Annotated in this window: 15 protein-coding genes; 8 read left to right on the top strand and 7 right to left on the bottom strand. The window is 73.3% G+C overall.

What is annotated here, in order from left to right; all coding sequences use genetic code 11:
• Positions 1-83: 83 nt before the first annotated feature.
• From D7147_RS06395 to D7147_RS06370, 6 genes are all read right to left on the bottom strand, one after another.
• Positions 84-2,699, bottom strand: a complete 2,616-nt coding sequence (locus D7147_RS06395) for a M14 family zinc carboxypeptidase (protein ID WP_158609295.1) — start codon at positions 2,697-2,699, stop codon at positions 84-86.
• A 291-nt stretch (positions 2,700-2,990) separates the two neighbouring features.
• Entirely contained in the window at positions 2,991-6,008 is a 3,018-nt protein-coding gene (locus D7147_RS06390) for a non-ribosomal peptide synthetase (protein WP_120674583.1), read from the bottom strand.
• Positions 6,005-7,036 carry an NAD-dependent epimerase/dehydratase family protein gene (locus D7147_RS06385; protein WP_120674581.1) on the bottom strand — a complete coding sequence of 344 codons (1,032 nt, stop codon included), beginning with the start codon at positions 7,034-7,036 and terminating at the stop codon, positions 6,005-6,007. The genes D7147_RS06390 and D7147_RS06385 overlap by 4 nt, the downstream gene beginning before the upstream one ends.
• Entirely contained in the window at positions 7,033-8,742 is a 1,710-nt protein-coding gene (locus D7147_RS06380) for a fatty acid CoA ligase family protein (RefSeq protein ID WP_120674579.1), read from the bottom strand. Before D7147_RS06380 ends, D7147_RS06385 begins: the two co-directional genes overlap by 4 nt.
• Positions 8,739-9,830, bottom strand: coding sequence for a cytochrome P450 family protein (locus tag D7147_RS06375; protein ID WP_120674577.1), 1,092 nt, complete (start codon positions 9,828-9,830; stop codon positions 8,739-8,741). The genes D7147_RS06380 and D7147_RS06375 overlap by 4 nt, the downstream gene beginning before the upstream one ends.
• Before the next feature lie 3 nt (positions 9,831-9,833).
• On the bottom strand, positions 9,834-10,823 hold the full coding sequence (locus tag D7147_RS06370) for a 3-oxoacyl-ACP synthase III family protein (protein WP_233562966.1): 990 nt from the start codon (positions 10,821-10,823) through the stop codon (positions 9,834-9,836).
• 481 nt (positions 10,824-11,304) lie between these two features.
• Between D7147_RS06370 and D7147_RS32930 the strand changes: the two genes are divergently transcribed.
• The 5 genes from D7147_RS32930 to D7147_RS06345 are packed head-to-tail and all read left to right on the top strand — an operon-like array spanning position 11,305 to position 16,462.
• Positions 11,305-12,903, top strand: coding sequence for an ABC transporter substrate-binding protein (locus D7147_RS32930; RefSeq protein ID WP_233562965.1), 1,599 nt, complete (start codon positions 11,305-11,307; stop codon positions 12,901-12,903).
• The gene (locus tag D7147_RS06360; protein ID WP_120674571.1) at positions 12,900-13,913 is read left to right on the top strand and encodes an ABC transporter permease; all 1,014 of its coding nucleotides are present in this window, start codon (positions 12,900-12,902) and stop codon (positions 13,911-13,913) included. Before D7147_RS32930 ends, D7147_RS06360 begins: the two co-directional genes overlap by 4 nt.
• Positions 13,906-14,784 carry an ABC transporter permease gene (locus D7147_RS06355; RefSeq protein ID WP_120674569.1) on the top strand — a complete coding sequence of 293 codons (879 nt, stop codon included), beginning with the start codon at positions 13,906-13,908 and terminating at the stop codon, positions 14,782-14,784. The genes D7147_RS06360 and D7147_RS06355 overlap by 8 nt, the downstream gene beginning before the upstream one ends.
• Positions 14,781-15,782: an ABC transporter ATP-binding protein gene (locus D7147_RS06350; protein WP_120674567.1), complete on the top strand. Its 1,002-nt coding sequence runs from the start codon at positions 14,781-14,783 to the stop codon at positions 15,780-15,782. Before D7147_RS06355 ends, D7147_RS06350 begins: the two co-directional genes overlap by 4 nt.
• Positions 15,779-16,462: an ABC transporter ATP-binding protein gene (locus D7147_RS06345; protein WP_233562964.1), complete on the top strand. Its 684-nt coding sequence runs from the start codon at positions 15,779-15,781 to the stop codon at positions 16,460-16,462. The genes D7147_RS06350 and D7147_RS06345 overlap by 4 nt, the downstream gene beginning before the upstream one ends.
• Positions 16,463-16,503: 41 nt before the next feature.
• On the opposite strand, the gene D7147_RS06340 is transcribed toward D7147_RS06345, so the two are convergent.
• Positions 16,504-17,100 carry a CGNR zinc finger domain-containing protein gene (locus D7147_RS06340; RefSeq protein ID WP_120674557.1) on the bottom strand — a complete coding sequence of 199 codons (597 nt, stop codon included), beginning with the start codon at positions 17,098-17,100 and terminating at the stop codon, positions 16,504-16,506.
• Positions 17,101-17,365: 265 nt separating this feature from the next.
• On the opposite strand from D7147_RS06340, the gene D7147_RS06335 reads away from it, so the two are divergent.
• The 3 genes from D7147_RS06335 to D7147_RS06325 are packed head-to-tail and all read left to right on the top strand — an operon-like array spanning position 17,366 to position 19,751.
• The gene (locus tag D7147_RS06335) at positions 17,366-17,956 is read left to right on the top strand and encodes a copper chaperone PCu(A)C (protein ID WP_120674555.1); all 591 of its coding nucleotides are present in this window, start codon (positions 17,366-17,368) and stop codon (positions 17,954-17,956) included.
• Positions 17,953-19,167 carry a Dyp-type peroxidase gene (locus D7147_RS06330; RefSeq protein ID WP_120674553.1) on the top strand — a complete coding sequence of 405 codons (1,215 nt, stop codon included), beginning with the start codon at positions 17,953-17,955 and terminating at the stop codon, positions 19,165-19,167. Before D7147_RS06335 ends, D7147_RS06330 begins: the two co-directional genes overlap by 4 nt.
• Positions 19,168-19,193: 26 nt before the next feature.
• The gene (locus tag D7147_RS06325) at positions 19,194-19,751 is read left to right on the top strand and encodes a copper resistance CopC family protein (RefSeq protein WP_120674551.1); all 558 of its coding nucleotides are present in this window, start codon (positions 19,194-19,196) and stop codon (positions 19,749-19,751) included.
• Positions 19,752-19,773: the final 22 nt, after the last annotated feature.

Genomic DNA, 19,773 nt, shown 5'->3' with positions numbered 1-19,773 from the left:
GCTCGGTTGCTCGGCGGCGCGAAGGGGACCGCGTCCCGTGGCTGGGACACGGCCCCCTCCGTAGCCGCCCTGCTACGCCAGGGTCAGCCGCCCAGCGCGCCCGGCAGCGCGCTGGCCTCCACCGGGGTGGACGGTCCGTGGTAGATCGCGTTGAAGAGCAGCTTGCTCGGGTCACGCGACCAGGTACGGAAGGTCGGCTCGCTACCGAAGGTCACGATCAGACCCTCGCCCACCTGGTGCTTCACGACGTTGGCCTTGCCGTTGAGGTGTTCGCCGCCGATCAGCCAGCCGCTGCGCAGCTGCTCGCCCGAGGTCGGGAACGAGGAGACGACGTCGCCACCCTCGACGTTGTACGCCTGGTCGTCCTCGCCGAACCAGACCGGGGTGTCGGGGCGCATGCCCCAGGCCACCGGGTCCGTGGTGTCGAAGCGCTGGTTGAGGATGCTGCCGGGCGAGAAGAAGACGTGCTCGTCGGTCGGCAGCGCCGGGGTGATCGGCAGCGAGGCGAGCTGGCGCGCCGTCGCCACCGAGTCGCCGATGGCCAGCAGCGTGCCGCCGTCCTCGACGAACTTGCGCAGCTCCGCCCAACCCTCCTCGCCGACGCCGTACGCCCAGGCCCACTCGGCCGGGTAACGGTCCCGGTTCAGGCCCGAGACGATGTCGGCGCGGCTGATCCCCGCCGGCAGCACGATCGTGTCGAACTTCGCGTTGAGGTCACCGGCGAAGTCCGCCGCGACGACCTCCTCGAAGCCGATGTCGTACTGCTCGAAGAGCCACTTCATCCAGCCGCCGGGGATGTTGTTGACGCCACGGAAGAGGCCGACCCGGGTGTTCTCCTTGAGCTGCTCCGCCGCCACCCGCGGGGCCTGGGCCACGCCGAAGACGGGGATACCGGTCTTACGGGAGACCTCCTGCAGCGCGGTCCGCGCCGCCCGGCTCGGCTCGACGATCAGCGTTCCCGGCGCGTGGCTGCGCCCACCGGCCGAGAACTCGGCGCCGGCCCGGAAGGTCTCCGCACCCGCCTTCTGCAGCGCCGCGATCATCATGGCGGTGCCGTAGGACTCGGGGCCGACCAGGTAGGCGCCGCGGCTGCCCGGGTCACCGGGGAACGCCGGGGCGGCCGGCTGCACCTGCTTGACCCGGCTGGTCGAGACGGTGAACGGCTTCGCGATGGTGTCGACCTGCACCCCGAGGAGCATCGGCAGGGTCTGCGCCGTCACGTCGTACGGGTTCTGCGGCGGGCCACCCGGGTACTCCCGCAGGTCCGGGTAGTCCTGCGTCTCCAGCAGCGTCTTGGCGAAGCGGCCGTAGGGCTGCGCGTACCGGATGATCCAGGAGCCGGCCTCGTAGCGCTTGCCGTTCGCCGTGAAGGCCGAGATGGCCCGCTCGATCTCGACCTCACCGGTCTGCAGCGTCTTCAGCAGCTCGTACGTGGCGAACGGGTCCCGCTGGCCGGCCGGCGCCACGTAGGCGAACGGCTTGTCGGCGCTCGGCTCGACCGCGTTGCGCTGGGTGCGGTAGAAGTTGTAGAGCCACTCGGTCCTGTACTTGGCGACGTTGCTCAGCGCGCCGAAGACCGTCGTGTCGAGGTAGTCCACGATCTGCGCCAGCGTCCAGGTGGACTGGTCGTACGGCTCGATGAAGTTGGTGTCCGGCTCCTGTGGACCGATCGGGCCGCCGTCGCTGCTGCGGTACGTGTACGCGAGGTCCTGCGCGCTCGCCGCCTCGACGAGGATGCGCGGCGCGCCGTGGTAGGTCATGTACTGCCGCGACGGCGTCCAGTAGTCGTAGGTCGAGCCCCAGTTGACGCCCTTCTTGCCCTCGGCGGTCAGGCTTCGGGAGATCTCCATGCCGAGCGAGTTGGTCTGCTGCACGGTGATGGGGTCGATGTTCGGGTCGTTCGGCGACAGGTACGGGGGGATGAAGATCCGGCCCCGGGCGTTACCCATCTGGTGCAGGTTCTGCACGACCTGCGGCTTCCACTCGTTCTGCAGGGCGACGCTGATCTGCGTCTCGGGCTGGGTGAACATGAACCAGTCACGGTTGTCGTCGTGCCCGATGTACTTCTGGTAGAGGTCGGGATAGGTGCGCGCGTAGTTGGTCCCCGCGGTTTCGTTGAAATGGTCGCCGACCCACTTGGTGCCGTCCGGGCTCTGCGCCGGAATGATGAGCACCACCACGTTGTCGAGGATTTCCGAAATCGTTGTCGACTTCTCCTCGGCGAGCCGGTGAAGAATGTTCGGAATGACCTGCGCGGTGCCCACCTCGGTGGAGTGGATCGCGGCTTCCAGCAGGAAGACCGGCTTGCTCTGCGCGGCGAGCTTCTTCGCCTCCACCTCGGTCAGCCCACGCGGATCGGCGAGCCGCTTGTTGACCTCCTTGATCCGGTCGAGGTTCCGTAGGTTCTCCCGGGAGCTGACCGTGAGGAGGGGGAACGGCCGGCCCGCCGCGGTCTTGCCGATCTCCTGGTAGAGCACCTTGTCGGAGCGGTCGGCGACGAGCTTGTAGTAGCGAACGAGATCGTCCCAGCGGGCGAGCTTGCCCTCCGAGCCGAGGGGGAAGCCGAAGAACTGCTCGGGGCTGGTGATGCGCGGGGCCGCGGTGGCGGCCGAATTCAGAACGAGGCTGCTACTCAGGGGCAGGGTCAGTGCAAGCAGAGCGGCTGCGGGTAGCAGCGCCCTCCTCCGCCAGGTGCGCACAGACATTCTCCTTGCGTCGGCGTCATGCTGGACGACTGTCGAATCGGGGCCGCAGCAGGGCTCCTGGATTCCGACGGGTGTCGAATTCCGGGCAGGGGTAATCGCTGCCGGGCCAGGCGAATTCTCACCTCGCTTTCACACATATAAATATCAACATGCGTAAGTTCGAGTCAACATCCGGGCCATTACCGCAAGGCTGAACGCGCCGGCCGTACGGGCACGGTGGTGGGCGGCAGCGCTGCGGGCCGGCCGCGCGTGAGGGGCGGGCGTCAGGGCGAGCAGCAGCGCGCGTCAGGAGGAGGTTCGGCCGCGCCGGTCCTCGGGCCGGCCGGCGGCGGCCGCGCCCGGGGCCGCCCGCAGCACCCGGCACACGGCGCCGAGAGTCGGGTCGGCGGTCACCTCCCGCAGGGCCGCGAGGGCATCCCCGCCGGAGTCGCCGCCGAAGCGCCGGAAGACCCGGTCCAGCATCTCCAGGAAGGTCAACGAATCCCCACCCAGCCGGTGGAAGTCGGCGTTCGGGTCGCCGGCGTCGACCGGCACCCGCAACACCTCGGACCAGATCCCGGCCACCACCCCGGCGGTCGGGTCCGGCGTGTCCACCACCGGCGGAACGGGGGCCTCGTCCCGGAGCGCGGCCAGCAGGACGGCGGTGTCGACCTTGCCGTTCGAGGTCCGCGGAAACCGCTCCAGCACGGCAAACGTCGCCGGCATGACCGGAGGTGGCAGCAGCCCGGCCAGATGGGCCCGCAGCGCGGCTTCGGTGACCGGCTCCCGCGTCGTCACGTAGGCGTGCAGCCGGATCTGCCTGCTCGCGGGCTGCGGATGCGCGAGCACCACGGCGCGGGCGACCGCCGGATGCTCCGCCAGGACAGCCGCGACCTCTCCCGGCTCGATCCGGTACCCGCGAATCTTCACCTGCTCGTCGGTGCGGCCCAGATACTCCAGGAGCCCGTCGGGGCGGAGCCGACCGAGATCGCCGGTACGGTACGCGCGGGTGCCGTCGGGCAGCCGTACGAAGCGCTCGCGCTGCGCCTCGGGCCGGTTCAGGTAGCCCCGGGCGAGCTGCGTGCCGGTCAGGTGGAGCTCGCCGACCGTGCCCGGGGGAACCGCTTCCCCCTCGAGGCCGAGCAGCAGGACACCGGTGCCGGGCACCGGCTCCCCGATCGGCACCGGGCCGGCGGAGCCGTCCCGCTCGGCGTCGAAGGAGCCGACGACGCAGCCGATCGTCGTCTCGGTGGGCCCGTACTCGTTGACGATGTCGCATCCGGAGCCGAAGAGCCGCTGGGCGCGGGCCGCCACCGCCGCCGGCAGCTGTTCCCCGCCGACGACCACGGTTCGGAACCGGGCCGGAGCGAGGTCGAGCCGGTTGATCAGGTCGAGGTAGGTCGGGGTGAGCTTGAGCGCGTTCACGCCTCCGCCCTCGATGATCCGGCGCAGCAGCGGTGGGGTCATCTCCCCGGGCACCAGTTCGACGCTGCCACCGGCGAGCAGCGGCAGGAAGACGGCCGTCGCGCCGAGGTCGAACGCCATCGAGGTGAAGAACGCGAAGCGGGTGCTCCGGTCGACCCGGTAGCGCGGCAGCGCCCAGGCGGCGTACGCGGTGAGGTTGCGGTGTTCGACCTGGACGCCCTTCGGCCGTCCGGTGGAACCGGAGGTGTAGATCAGGTAGGCCAGGTCGGTCGGGGCCGGCCGGGTGGCTGGCGCGGACGCGCCACTCGACGGCAGGTCGTCGAGCATCAGGACGCGGCGCCGGCCGAGCCGGTCGGCGAACCGACGCTGCGCGAGGCAGAGCGCGGCACCGGCGTCGTCGAGCAGGAAGGCGAGCCGACCCGGCGGGTACGACGGTTCGAGCGGCAGGTAGGCGGCGCCGGCCTTGAGCACGCCCCACAGCGCGCCGATCGCCGCCGGGGTGCGGTCGGCCAGCAGACCCACCACGTCTCCCGGCCCCACCCCGAGGCGGTGCAGCCGCTCGGCCACCACGTCGGCGCGCCGGTCCAGCTCGGCGTAGGTGACCGCGCCCTGCGGCCCGGTCAACGCCATCGCATCGGGGGTCTGCCGGACGCGCTGGGCGAAGATGTCCACCACGGTCGGGCCGACGGTCGCTTCGTCCGGTGGCGGCGTACGGCCGGTTCGGGGCGCCGGGGCGCGCGGCCCGGCGGTGACGGATGGGACGCCCGTCGGGCCGAGCGCCGCGGTGACCGCGGCCAGCAGGGTCTCGGCGGCCTGCTCGGCACCGGGCCCGCTCGGGTGGGACATGGTCAGCTCGATGTGCCCGGGCAGCTCGGTCGTGCTGAACGCGACCGGAATGAAGGGTCCGTGCACCGGCAGGGTGTAGACGGTGCCGGCGGTGAACGTGTCGGTGCAGAACGCGTCGAGGTCGATCCGGCCCAGGTGGGAGACGGCGGCCGTGCAGATCCCCCGGTTCCACCGGCGGCTGACCCGCTCGGCGGCGGAGAGGCCGGCGCGCAGCACCGGGCGGGGCAGGCGGCCGGCCCAGCTCTCGGCGGCGGAGACGGCGAGCTCCCGACGGTCGGCGAGCGCCCGCAGCAGGAGTTCGTGGACCTCCGCCCAGGGCTGGTCCGGTGTCACGTCGAGGAAGACGGGCAGCGCCAGGTTCCCGGTCGCGGCCAGGGTGCGCTCGTGTCGGCGCAGGTCGACCGGGACCATGAAACGTGACGGCCGGCCGGCCGCCGCGCCGATCGCCGCGATCGTCCGCGCGACCAGAGCGTGCTGGTTCCCGGTGATGGTGGTGCGCCGCCAGCGGTGCCGGCGGTGGGCCGTCGCGCCGACGAGTGGGGTACGCCACCGCAGGCCGGTGCTCAACCGGGCGGGCGAGGCAGCGACCCGTCGACGGAGCGCGTCGTCGGTCACCGGCGAGCGGGCGCCGAGCGGGCGTTCGTGTCGCAGGGCCCGCAGCACGTCGGTGGCCCAGACGAGCACGCCCCGGGCGTCCATCGTGGCGTGCGCGGCGCGGAAGACGATCGTCGTCGCCGCGCCGGAAACGAACAGCACCTCGCTGAGCGGGCCCGTCGAGGGGTCGAGCGGGCGCCGCAGCGCCTCACCGTCGAGGTCCAGCGCGGGCAGCACGGTGACCGGTGGTGGTCGGCCGCTGTCCACCCAGAGTCGCCCGCGGCCGACCAGCCGGGACCCCGGGCAGGCCTCGGAGGCGACGGCCACCGCCCGGCGCAGCGCCGTCTCGTCGATCGATCCGACCCCCTCGACCAGGAGTTGGATGGCGAAGGGAGGCAGCAGCGGGGCGCCGGCCAGGTAGCCCCGCTCGATCGGGGAGATCGGGCGGGAGAAGCTCACCCTCGGGCCCCGCGGGCGAGTGCCGCGACGCCGCCGATCTGCTCGACCCAGTTCCTGAGCTGCACGAGGCCGGTCTCCAGGTCGACCTCCGGGCGATAGCCGAGGTCCCGGTTCGCCGCCGTGGTGTCGTAGGTGGCCGTCCGGGTCAGCAGGGCGACCCCGTAGCGGGAGACCGGCGGTGGGCGGCGGGCGAGCAGCGGCACCCGCCACAGCAGCTCGAACAGGCCGACGACGCCGGTGAGGAGCGGGCCGGGAATCCGGTGGGTCGGCGCTCGGAGGCCGAAGAGTTCGGCGACCCGGGCGATCAGCGCCCAGACGTCGAGGCGCTCGGCGTCGGCGATGAAGTAGGCCCGGCCGCCGACCCGGTCGGAGGTCGCGGCCAGCCGGCAGGCCGTGGCCGCGTTGCGGCAGTGGCAGAGGGAGGCGAGGACGGGAGCCGGGCCGGAGAGGTCGGGCAGTGTGCCCCGGTACATCCTGGTCAGCAGCCGGGGCAGGAAACCGGTCCGGTCCCGGGGACCCCAGATGCCTCTCGGCCGGATGGCACAGGTGGTCAACTCACCGTCGTTCGCCTCGAGCACCAACTGCTCGGCGACGGCCTTCGTCTCCGAGTACAGGTTCAGGAACCGGTCCGGGTAGCCCACGCTCTCGTCGATGTCGACCTGGTTGCCTCCGCTCATGATGGCGCTCGGGCTGCTCACGTGGACGAACCGGGGCACACCGGCGCTCCGGGCGGCGGCCAGCAGGTGCTGGGTGCCGGTGACGTTGGCCGCCCAGAACTGGCTGCGGGTGCCGAAGTCCTGCACCCGGGCGGCCGAGTGGTAGATGACGTCCACCCCGCGGGCCGCCGAGCGCAGCGAGGCGGGGTCGGTCAGGTCGCCGCTGACCAGTTCGATGCCCGGTACGGTGCGGAGGTGGCCGAGGTCGCTGGTCGGACGGACCAGCACGCGTACCCGGTCGCCCCGGCGTACGCACTCGTCGACGAGGTGACCGCCGAGGAAGCCGGAGCCACCCGTGATGAGCGCTCTCACGCGGCCTCCGTACGACGTGGACGGCGGGTTCCGCCCGTTCGGGTACGCGCCGCCCAGGCGGCCAGCCGGCCGTGGTCGATCTTCGCGTTGTGGCGTACGTCGACCGGGAACGCGGGGTGGAAGCGGAACTCCGTGAGGCACCGCGTCGCCTCGTGCCGTTGCGCCAGCTCCCGCAGCTCGCGCTCGATGCCGAGCCGTCGCGTCGCCGGCACGCCGGGGCGGAGCTCGACGCAGACGACAGGCTGCTGCCGGCCGGGGAGACCCACCCCGACCAGCGCCGTGCGACGCACCTCCGGGTGCTCGTCGAGCACGGTCTCGCAGGGCACCGGGTAGAGCGGGCCGTCGGCGGTGTGGACCACGTCGCTGGACCGGCCGGCGAACCAGACCCGGCCCTGCTCGTCGACCCGACCGAGGTCGCCCGTCCGGTGCCAGATCCGTTCCCCCTCTGCGATCTTGGCGTTGGCGTTCGCGGCGGCCGGGCCGAGGTAGCGGCGACTCACCGTCGGTCCGCTGACCACGATCTCGCCGATCTCGTGCGGCGCGACCGGTCGAACCGCCGTCCAGTCGGGGATCGGTCCGTCGGTGGCGCGGATGACGCGCAGGTCGACCCCGTCGACGGGCCGGCCGACGCAGGTGCCGCCGCCGTTCGCAGCGGTGGCCCGGACCTCGTCGAGCAGCTCGCCGGCCTCGATGGACGCGATCGGGACCGCCTCGGTGGCGCCGTACGTGACGTGCATGCGGCCGCCCTGCGGGGCCAGTACGCGTCGCAGCCGCGCCACGACCTCGTTCGCGACGGGGGCCCCGCCGGAGACGACGAGGCGCAGCGTCGGCACCTGCTCGCCGGTTTCGTCGAGGTGCCGGGCGAGCGGGTCGAGCAGCGCGGGCGAGCCGAACATCGCGGTCACCCCGTACCGCCGGATCAGGTCGCTGATCATCGCCGGTTCGGCGTCCGCGACGCGGGCGAAGTCGATCTCCGGCAGCACGCAGGTCGAGCCGGTCAGCAGGTGCAGGAAGGCGAAGGAGAGCGAGGTGACCAGGCAGACGTCCGACGGGGTGTGCCGGTAGTGGGTGCCCGTCTGCCGGACCATCTCCGCCAACGCGCCGTGGGTGGACTCGACCCCCTTCGCGCTGCCGGTGCTCCCCGAGGTGAAGCTGATCATGAGTAGGTCGTCGGCCTCGACGGCCGGCCTCGGTGGCGCGGCCGTGGTCGCCGCCAGCCCGCGCAGCGTCGCGCCGCCCCAGCACCAGCGACGACCGGCGGTGACGACCGTCCGGATCCCGGCGAAGGCGTCCGGTCGCAGGACGCGGATGGCCTGTCCGGCCGGTACGCCGATGAAGGCCCGGGCCCCGGCGGCGCGGTAGCAGCGCAGCATCCGACGCAGGCCCATGCCCGGGTCCACGATGACCGGTACCGCGCCGAGCTTGAGCAGGCCGAAGATGACCGCGACGAGCTCGTCACCGACCGGCATCATGACGACGGTCCTGGTGCCGGTCTCTATGCCGACCTGGGCGAACCCGGCGGCGTACCGGTCGGACTCCGCGTCGAGCTCCGCGAACGTCGTGTTCCGGGTCTGTCCCGTGGCGGCCGGGAAGACCAGTGCCGGCTTGTCGCCGAACGCCGCGGCGTGGGCACGCAACCGGTCTCCGGGAGAGGTCAGGACCTCCCGCCGCGCCACCGTCGCCCGCGGCGGACTCCCCGTGGTCATCGGCTGACCGCCCGCAGCCGCAGGGTCGCCCAACTCGGCAACGCGGCTCGCCGATCGGCTCGGGCGGAGACCACCACCGGCCGGTACGGAGCCAGCGCGGCCAACGTGTCGGCGAGCTGGGCCCGGGCGAGCCCGGCGCCGGGGCAGCTGTGCGTGCCCGCTCCGAACACCAGTTGTGAGATCCGCGGCGTCATCGGGGCGACGGGGTCGGGTCCCATCTCGTGAGCGTACGCGGCATGCCGGGCGACCAGGATCAGCCGGTCGCCGGAGCGCACCGGGCAGCCGCCGATCTCACCCGGCGCCGCGACCGCTCGCGGCAGGACCGGGCTGGGCGCGGTGACCCGCAGCAGCTCGGCGACGAGCGTCGGCAGCAGCTCCGGGTCGGCGGCGTGGGACCAGAGCCGGTCGTCGGCGCACCAGGCGACGGCGCGGGGTATCGCCGCGACCGTCGTGTTGACCGCCGCGACCGCGATCATGCTGGCCAGCGCGGGGTCGACGGCGGCGCCGGCCAGCACGCCGGCCAGCCGGTCGACGGCGGCCCGGGTGGCGCGTTCCCGCCCCGGCCCGCGCGGACCCGGCAGCTCCGCGCGTACGGCCGCCGCGGCGGCGGCGCGGGCCGCGGCGGCGACCGCATGCGGGTCGGCGTTCAGGCCGAGCAGCGACACCGTCGCCACGCCGGCCAGCTCGGCCGCGACGTCCACCAGATCGATCGTCTCGCCGGTGGCGAGGAGTGCGAGTCGCCGCCGTAGCACGTCGGCCCAGAGTGGACGGGTTCGTGCTACCCCGGCGGAGTTGAAGACGTGCGAGAGCTCGCGTCGGGCGCGGCGGTGTGCCGCGTCCTCCTGGTCGAAGAGGAGCTCGCCGCCGGTGAGCCGGCGGGCGTTCCCGCCGGTCGTACCCGCCGCGCTCCGGTCCAGGGCGACCTCGGTGAGCGCCTGGAGGTACGCCTCGGTGCCGTTGACCAGCACCGTACGGCCGAGGCGGAGCACCGGCGCCCGACGGGCGACGGCGAGCAGGGCGAAGAGGAGGGGGTGGCTCCGCAGGTAGACCCGGCGGTCGCGGCGCCGCCCCGGTGAGGTCGGGGCCATACGTCAGGACTTCTCCCACACCATCGTCGTGATGCTGACGCCGCCGCCCAGACCGAGGCAGAAGACCCGGGACCCGCTGGGCAGCTCCTCGTCGGCCCGGGCCAGCTGCACGCCGATGGTGGCACTGGCCACGTTGCCCAGCTCGGGCACGGTGACGATCAGCTTCTCCGCCGGCACCCGGGCCAGCTCGACGAAGCGGTTCAAGTACGGCAGCGTGACCTGGTGGACGAGCACCCGCTCGTAGTCCGACCAGTCGAAGCCGGTGCGGTGGTGGACCGTGCGGAGCACGTCCAGGCCGACCCGCTCGAAGACGGAGCGCAGCTTCCCGCCGTCGCCGTGGAAGTAGGTGTGCTCGTCGCCGCGCGGGTGCCGGGAGCCGCCGCCGTCGATCCCGCCGATCGTCCAGTACTCCGAGAAGGTGGCCGTCTGCACGTCGAGGATGCCGCCGGTCGGCACCTGCTCGACCAGCACGGCCGCGCCGGCGTCGCCGAACGTGTAGCCGGCGAACGACGAGCGGACCTGCGCCGCGCTCGACGCCCGCATCCGCATCGACCGGGTCGGCGTCTCGCCGGTCACGACCAGGGCTCGTCGCGCCCGCCCGGCCAGGAGGAACGTCCGTGCCGTGTCGATTCCGTTCAGGAAGCTGTTGCAGGCGTTGGTCAGGTCGAAAGCGTGGGCACGGGTGCCCAGCTCCGCCTGGACGATGTGCGCGGTGGCGGGCTCCGCCATGTCCCGGGACGCGGAGGCGAAGATCAGCAGGTCGATGTCGTCGGGCGCGACGGCGGCGCTGTCGAACACGGTGCGGGCGGCCCGGACGGCGAGCGTGGAGGCGTGCTCGTCGGGGCCGGCGATGCGCCGGGTCTCGATACCCGTCATTCGCGAGAAGAGCCTCGGCGGCAGGGCGATGCCGCTGGCTCGTTCGACCTGTTCCTGAAGCTCCGCGCTCGTCACCACCCGCTCCGGCAGGGCGGCCGCGGCGGAGGTTATTCCCACCCTGGTCGCTGGTGGGGCGTCGGCGCTTCGGCTGTGGACCATGCCGGAGATGATCGTGCAGTGGCCTCGCCGAGTACAGCCACGGCCCCTTCGCCGCTCGGTGAGGAGAGTCACCAGGCGGCGTCGCCAGGATCGGCCGGATCACCTGGTGACCCGTTGTGGAATGCACGGAAGTCAGTGCGTGCTCCGCGCCCCTGCCGACCCTCCATTCGCGACGAGACGGACGGGCACGCGCCGGCCGCCCCGGCGGGGCGGTCACCTCGTAGGCCGCCGACGGGTCGTCACGCCACCGTGGGTCCCCTCCGCGCTTGCCGCTCAACGTTCACGGACGACCGCGCCGCATTCACACATCCGCCGCCCGGCTGTAATGCACAAATGCAGTAATTGCCAAGGGTTTGCAGCTATGCCACCCTGGTCACTCAGGTCACGGCCACGGCCGGCACCACCCCCGACGTCCCCTCCCCTACCCGCAGGAGCTTTCGTGATCCGGTTACGTCCGACTCTCCGACGCCTCGTGGTCGCCACCGCGGCGGCCGGTCTGCTCGCCCTGGCCGGCTGTTCGACCCCGGAGGTCCCCGAGGACTCGGCCGGCGGCGCGACGCTGGTCGTCGCCACCGCGGGCGAGTCCGACACGTTGAACCCGGTGCTCAACTACGGCGTCGACGGCGCCTCGCTGATCTTCGACGGCCTCGTCGCCCGGGACGCCGGCAACCGGCTCGTCCCCGGCCTGGCCGCGGAGCTGCCGACCTTCTCCCCGGACGGCCGCACGGTGACCGCGAAGCTCCGCGACGGCGTGCTCTTCCACGACGGTGGCGAGCTGACCGCGAGCGACGTCGCCTTCACCTACCAGGCGGTGCTGGACCCGAAGGTGGACTCGACGCTCCGGTCCGACCTCGACATGGTCGAGTCGATCACCGCGCCCGACCCGGCCACTGTGGTGTTCCGGCTGCGCTACCCGTACGCGCCGTTCCTGCAGCGGCTCACCCTCGGCGTCGTCCCGGCCAAACTCCTGACGGGGCAGGACATCAACAAGGCGGAGTTCAACCGGAAGCCCGTCGGGACCGGCCCGTACCGGGTCGAGTCCTGGACGCCGGGCGACCGGTTGGTGCTCACGGCGAACGAGCGCTACTTCGGCGGCCGCCCGGCGAACGACCGGGTGGTGGTCGCCTTCGTGGAGGACGACAACGTCCGTGCCCAGCGGATGCGGGCCGGTGAGTTCGACGCGGCGGAGCTGCCGCCGAAGCTCGCCGCCGGTTTCGCGCCGGACGGCGCGTACCGGGTCGAGCAGGTGCCGACCGCCGACTACCGCGGCGTGATGCTGCCCATGGGCAACCCGGTCCTCGCCGACGTGGCGATCCGCCGGGCGCTCAGCCTCGCCGTCGACCGGGCCGCGATGGTCGCCGGCATCCTCGGTGGCTCCGGCGACCCGGCGTTCGGTCCGGTCCCGCCGACCTCCGAGTTCGCCGAGCCGTCGATCGCGGGGAAACCGACCGCCGACCCCACGGCCGCGACCGCGCTGCTGGACGCCGCCGGCTGGACGCCCGGCCCCGACGGGGTACGCGTCAAGAACGGCCGCCCGGCCCGCTTCACGCTCATGTACCCGGCGAGCGACACGCTGCGCAAGGACCTGGCCCTGGCGGTGACCGCGGACGCGAAGAAGGTCGGCATCGAGGTGGCGCCGGAGGGGCTCACCTGGGACGCCATCGACCCGCGGATGAAGTCCGACGCGCTGCTGATGGGGTACGGCACGCCGTACGACCCGGACTTCGTCACGTACAAGCTGTACCACTCGCGCTTCGCCGGGCAGGGCTACTTCAACCCCGGCTCGTACCGCTCGCCGGTGGCGGACCAGGCCCTGCAGGAGGGGCGGGACCAGGCCGATCCGGCCCGCCGCAAGGCCGCGTACGCGACGTTCCAGAAGCAGATCGCCGCTGACGTGCCGTGGCTGTTCCTGACCTACCTGCGGCACAGCTACGTGCTGAAGTCCTCGGTCCAGGGCGTCTCCCCCCGGGTCGAGGCGCACGAGCACGGCGTCGCGAACAGCCTCTGGTGGAACATCGACACCTGGACCCGGTCGTGACCACCACCGCCCCGCCCCGCCGTCGCTCCGGCCGGCTGGCCGGGGCGGCGGTGGTGGTCCGGCGCCGACTCCTGGTCGCCGTACCGGTGCTCGTCGCCACCAGCGTCGGCATGTTCGCGCTCGGCGCCGCGTCGCCCGTCGACCCGGCCAAGCAGTACGCGGGCGCGGCGGCGTTCACCACCAGCGAGGAGAACCTGGCGCAGATCCGCGCGAACTGGGGCGTCGACGACCCGCTGCCGGTGCAGTACCTGCGGTGGATCGGCAACCTCATCCGGGGCGACCTGGGCTGGTCGACGAGCCGGCACGAGCCGGTCACCTCGGTGCTCGCCGCCCGCGCCGGCTGGACGCTGCTGCTGATCGGCGTCACCCTGGCGGTGGTCCTGCTCGCGAGCCTGCTGCTGGGCGCCCTGGCCGCGTACCGCCGGGGTGGGCTCTTCGACCGCGGGTTGCGGGCCGCCGCCTACGCGGTCGAGTCGATGCCGGTCTTCTGGATCGGCCTGGCCGCGATAGCCGTCTTCGCACTCGCCCTCGGCTGGTTTCCGGCCGGCGGGCTCACCGACGTCACCGCGACCGGCACCTCCTGGTCGGACGTGGCGCACCACCTGATCCTGCCCGTCGCGGTGCTGGCGATCTCCCAGGCGCCGTGGTTCCTGCTCTTCGTCCGCGATGCCGTCGCGGAGAGCCTGCGCGACGACCACGTGCTCGCGGCGCGGGCCCGCGGACTGCCCGGACGGACGGTGCTCTTCGGGCACGCGCTGCGTACCGCGCTGCTGCCGTTCCTCACGCTGGTCGGCACCCACCTGCCGGAGCTGGTCGGCGGGGCGGTGCTGGTCGAGACGGTCTTCTCCCTGCCGGGCCTCGGCGCGGTCACGGTCGAGGCCGCGCTCGGCAGCGACTTCCCGCTGCTGGCGGCGATCACCCTGGTCACCACCGCGGTGGTGTTGACCGCGAACCTCGCCGCCGACCTCGCCTACGCCGCCGCCGACCCGAGGGTGCGACTCGATGGCTGACCTCACTGCCCGCCGTGCGCTGCCCCGTCCGCTGCGGTTGCGGTTGCGGCCCCGCCGGGCCGGTGTCGTCACGGCCGGGCTCGTCCTCGTCGTCGCCGTCGGCGGCGCGCTGCTCGCCCCGATCGTCTGGCCGCTCGACCAGAGCGCCGTCGCGCTGGACCAGACCCGGCTGGCACCGTCCTGGAGCCACCTCGGCGGCACCGACGACCTCGGCCGGGACGTGGCCCACCGCGCGGTCTACGGCCTGCGCGTCTCGCTGCTCGTCGGCGCGGTCGCCGCGCTGGTCGCCACCGTCATCGGCGGCCTGATCGGTGGGATCGCCGGTACGCTCGGCGGACGCGTCGATCGCGTCCTGATGCGGATCGTCGACACCATCGCCGCGCTGCCGCACCTGCTGCTCGGCATCTTCATCGTGGCCATGCTGCGGCCCAGCCTCGGCGCGGTGATCGCCTCCGTCGGGCTCACCCACTGGCTCTCCACCGCCCGCATCGTCCGGTCCGAGCTGCTGAGCCTCCGCACCCGGACCTTCGTCGACGCCGCGATCAGCGGCGGAGCCGGCCGGGGAAGGGTGCTCGTACGCCACCTGCTGCCGCACGTGCTGCCCCGGCTGGCGCTGGCCACCACGCTGATGATCCCGCACGCGGTGTGGCACGAGACCGCGCTGTCGTTCCTCGGCCTCGGCCTGCCACCGCACCTCGCGTCCCTCGGCAACATGATCAGCGACGGTGAGGGGTCGCTGCTGACCGGAGCCTGGTGGGCGAGCCTGGTGCCCGGCGCGGTGATCGTCGTCGTCACCCTCGCCATCGCGGTCCTCGCCGCCCGGTGGCGCGACCGCCTCGATCCCCGGGTCAGAGCGGAGCTGCAACTGTGACCACCACCCAGCCGGCCACCACGCCCGCGCGCCCGGCCGATCCGCAGCCGTCGCCGCTGCTCTCCGTCGAGCGGCTCGGGGTCCGGTTCCGGCTACGCGACGCGGTCGTGCACGCCGTCACCGACCTCAGCCTCACGGTACGGGCCGGCGAACTGCTCGCCGTCGTCGGCGAATCGGGCTGCGGCAAGTCGGTGCTCGCCCACGCCCTGCTGGGGCTGCTGCCGGGCAACGCCGCCGTCACCGGCCGCGCGCTGCTGCACCAGCCGGACACCGAGCCGGTCGACCTGGTCAGCTGCGGCCAACGCCACCTCGCCCGGCAGGTGCGTGGTCGCCGGATCGGGCTGGTCCCGCAGAGTCCCGCCACCGCGTTGAATCCGGTCCGCACCGGACGGCGGCTGCTCGGGGAGACATTGGGGGCCCACGGACGCGACCGCGCGCAGGCCGACCGGCTCGCCGTCGATGTCGGACTCGACCCGGGAGACCTGGACCGCTATCCGCACGAGCTCTCCGGCGGCATGGCCCAGCGTCTGGTCACCGCCCTCGCGCTGGCCACGGATCCGCCGCTGCTGATCGCCGACGAGCCCACCACCGGCCTGGACCGCCCGCTGGTCGACCACACCCTGGACCTGCTCCGCCGCCGTTGTGACGCGGGTGCCGCCGTCGTGCTGATCACGCACGACCTGGCGGCGGCGCGCCGGGTCGCCGACACCGTGGCCGTCATGTACGCCAGCCGCGTCGTCGAACACCGGGACGGCGGCGAGTTCTTCGCCGCCCCCACCCACCCGTACGCGGCGGCGCTGCTCGACGCGCTGCCGGACCGGGCCTTCCGGCCGGTACCCGGCCACCCGCCGATGCTGACCGCCCTCCCCACCGGCTGCGCCTTCGCGCCGCGGTGCCCGCGACGCACCGACACCTGCGAGGGCCGGCCGGAGCCGTCATCGGCGGGCGACGGCACGGTCGCCTGTCACCACCCGATCCTCCCCGGAGCCGCCCCGTGACCAGCTCGCAGCAACTGCTCGCCGACGAGGTGCGCGTCGCCTACGACCGTCAGGTGGTGCTCGACGGCGTCACCCTGAGCGTCGCGCGGGGTGAGACGGTGGGGTTGTGCGGCCCGTCCGGCTGCGGCAAGTCCACCCTGGTCCGGGTGCTCGCCCTGCTGCACCGCCCGGACGGCGGGCGGGTCAGCATCGACGGCACCCCGGTCACCGGGGTGCGGTACGCCGTTCTGGTCGGGCTGCGGACCCGGGTGGCAGTCCTGTTCCAGAGCCCGCGTGCCGCCGCCGATCCCCGGCTGAGCCTGACCGACCTCATCGCCGAACCGCTGCGCGCCGTCCGGGCACCCGAGCCGGGCGTCCGCGAGCGGGTCGCCGAGCTCGCCGACCTGGTCGGGCTCACCCCCGACCTGCTCACCCGCCGACCGCACGCGGTCTCCGACGGGCAGCTGCAACGCGCCTGTCTCGCCCGCGCCCTGGTGCACCGCCCCGACTATCTGCTCTGTGACGAGGCCACGGCGATGCTCGACGCCTCCACCCAGGCCCACGTCGCCGCCGTCATCGCCGACTACCAGCGGGCGCAGAACGCGGGCGTACTGGTCATCACGCACGACGAGGCCCTGATGGAGCGCTGGGCCGACCGGATCGTCGACCTCGCGGGGGCGGTGACCGCGCCGGCCCGGTGAGCCGGCCCGCGCGACCGGGCTCTCTCCCCTCGCGGGCCCCCTCAGCCGCGCGCCGCTGGAAGCGGGCGATCCGCCGGGGCGTGCCTCTCGTCGGTGGCCGGTTGACCGAGCCCGGCCTGTCGCCTGCGGAACGCCGCCGCGTACATCCGGTTGGCGCATCGCTCGCTGCAGTAGCGCCGCTGGGCGGCCCAGCGGCGGACCAGGTAGACCGATCGGCATCTCGACGCCCGGCACCGACCGAGCCGGTCCGGGCCGTACTGGCCGACCCACTGCGCCAGCCCCCAGGCCGCGTTGGCCAGATACTCGGCGGTTGGCGAGCCACCACGTCCGGCGACGTAGGTCCGCCAACCCTCGTCGTCGACGGTCACCCGCGGTCGCGCGTACAACCGGGCCATGACCATGTTCAGGGTCGCCGCGCTGCCGCCGGCATCGCCGTCACCGGCACGGAGGAACGCCTCCCGCAGGCCGGCGGCGGCGGTACGGGCCAGCGTCAGGTCGTCCGGGCCGGCCGACAGCTCGGGGGATGCCGCGTCGGCGAGCAGCGCCTCCAGGTCGGAGAGTCTCCCGAAGTCGGTGTTGGCGACGACGGTCGCGCGCTGCGCCCACGTCGTGATGGCCGTGCCTGACCAAGCGCCCATGTGGTGAAGGTCGGCCGACGGGCGCGGATAGTTCCCGACCTTCCGGTATCCGGTGCCGCTCGCGCCGGGGAACCAGGAACCGCTGCGGGGCGACTACCCGGCGGTGTGCGCAGCGCGGGACCCCTCGGTACGGGCCGGTGGCCGTCGGGCCGGCTGACCCGGAAGTTCCCCGGACGGCCGGTGAAATCAATCACTTTCGCCCAGGAACTTTCCTTTTGCCGTGATCGACCAACGGGCAACAGGTCCATCGCTGAAGGGAACGCCCATGTCCAGCACGACCGTCGGCAGCCGACGTCGCCGCGTCCACCTGCTCGCCGCCGCGGCGGCCTGCCTCGCGCTCGGCGCGGCCGGCTGCGGCCAGTCGTCGGCGGCGGAGCCGAGCCCGTCGGCGTCGGCCAGCACTCCGGCCGGTGTGCTCGGCATCCGCGACCCGTGGGTCAAGGCGGCCGACACCGGGATGACCGCGGCGTTCGGCACGCTCGTGAACGACGGGAACAGCGACGTCACGGTCACCGCGGCCGCCACCGAGGTGTCCCCCATGGAGCTGCACGAGATGACCATGAAGGACGGGAAGATGGTGATGCAGCCCAAGCAGGGCGGCATCGTGGTCAGGGCGCACAGCAGCACGACGCTGGAGCCCGGCGGCGACCACCTGATGCTGATGGACCTGAAGCAGCCGGTGAAGGCCGGTGACCAGCTCACCTTCACGCTCACCTTCGCCGACGGGAAGGCCCAGACGTTCCAGGCGGTGGCGAAGCCGTTCACCGGCGCGCAGGAGAGTTACGACCCCGGCCACGGCGAGCCGATGCCGGGCATGTCCACCACGCCGGGAACGAGCACGAGCCCGGTCTCGTGACCACGACCTCCGATCGACCGGTGAGCAGGCGTGGCCTGCTCACCGGCAGCGCCCTGGCCACCGGGGGTGCGCTCACCGGGGCCGCCACGCTGCGGTTGACCGCCGACGGGCCGGGTGCCGTGCAGGTGCCGGTGGCGCAGGTCGGCGGCGCGGTGGAGCCCTTCCACGGCGCCCGGCAGGCCGGGGTGGCCACCGAACCGCAGGCGCACGCCACGTTCGTGGCGTTCACCCTCAAGCCCGGCACCGACCGGGCCGCGCTGGGCCGACTGCTCCGCCTGCTCTCCGACGACGCCGCCCGGCTCACCCGGGGTCGGCCCGCGCTGGCCGACACCGAACCAGAGCTCGGGCTCCTCCCCGCTCGACTGACCGTCACCTTCGGCTTCGGCCCCGGCCTCTACGCCGCCGCCGGCCTCGGCGACCGGCGACCGCCGTCGGTGGCCGAGCTGCCCGCGTTCCGCATCGACCGGCTCCAACCGCGCTGGTCCGGCGGTGATCTGTTGCTCCAGATCTGCGCCGACGACCCGCTCACCGTCGCCCACGCGCAGCGGGTCGTGATCAAGGACAGCCGACCGTTCGCGGCCGTCCGCTGGGTGCAGCAGGGCTTCCGGCGCACCGCCGGCGCCGAGCCCGGCCGCACGCAGCGGAACCTGTTCGGGCAGCTCGACGGCACCGCCAATCCGACGCCGGGCGCGCCGACGGACGCGGCCGTCTGGGTGCCCGACGGGCCGGCGTGGCTACGCGACAGCACCACAATGGTCGTCCGCCGGATCAGCATGAACCTGGAGACCTGGGACCTGCTCGGCCGCACCGACCGGGAACTCGCCGTCGGCCGACGCCTCGACACCGGCGCCCCGCTCACCGGAACGGCCGAGCACGACGAACCCGACTTCGCCGCCATCGGGCCCGACGGGCTCACCGTCATCCCCGACTTCTCCCACCTCACCCGCGCCCACGTCACCGACGACCGGCAGAAGATCCTGCGCCGCCCCTACAACTACGACGGCACGCCGACCGCCGACGGGCACGCCGACAGTGGCCTGATCTTCACCTCGTACCAGGCCGACGTCACCCGCCAGTTCCTGCCCATCCAGCGACGCCTGGCCGAACGGGACCTGCTCAACGAGTGGACCACTCCGATCGGCTCCGCCGTCTTCGCCATCCCACCCGGCTGCCCCGACGGCGGCTGGATCGGCCAGCAGTTGCTCGGCTGAGCGACACCGACCGGGAAAGACAGACCATGAGCACACGTCCTCGTCGTCCCCACGCCGCCGCCCGCATCGCCGCACTGCTGGTCGCCGTGGCGGTGCTGGTGGCGCCCGCCTCGCCGGCCGCCGCGCACAACACACTCCGGGCGTCCGAACCCGCCGCGGCCGCTCGCCTCACCGCGCCGCCGACGCGGATCAGCCTGACGTTCCTGCAGAAGCTGGACCCGGCCTTCACCACCATCGTGCTCAGCGACGCCGAGCAGCGGAAGGTTCCGACCGGCGCGCCCGTCGTCGCCGATGCGACGGGGACCGTGACGATCGACCGGCCCCTCGCGAACGGCGCGTACACCGTCGCCTACCGCGTCGTCTCCGCCGACGGGCATCCCGTGCAGGGCTCCTACGCCTTCACCGTCGACGACCCGACCGCGAGTCCCGCGCCGGCCGTCTCCACGCCGGGTGCCGCCGGCCCGGCCACCTCGTCCGGCCGATCCGCCGGAGCCGGCCCGTGGCCCCTCGCGGCCGGAGTACTCCTCGTGATCGTCGTCGCCGGGGGTGTGGTGCTGCTCCGGCGATGCCGGGGCACAGCCTGACCCCACCACGCGGAAGCACCCT

Source organism: Micromonospora musae, assembly GCF_003626545.1.
GTDB lineage: Bacteria > Actinomycetota > Actinomycetes > Mycobacteriales > Micromonosporaceae > Micromonospora > Micromonospora musae.
The sequence above is the reverse complement of the archived record's forward strand: the minus strand, read 5'-3'. Positions and strand labels throughout refer to the sequence as shown.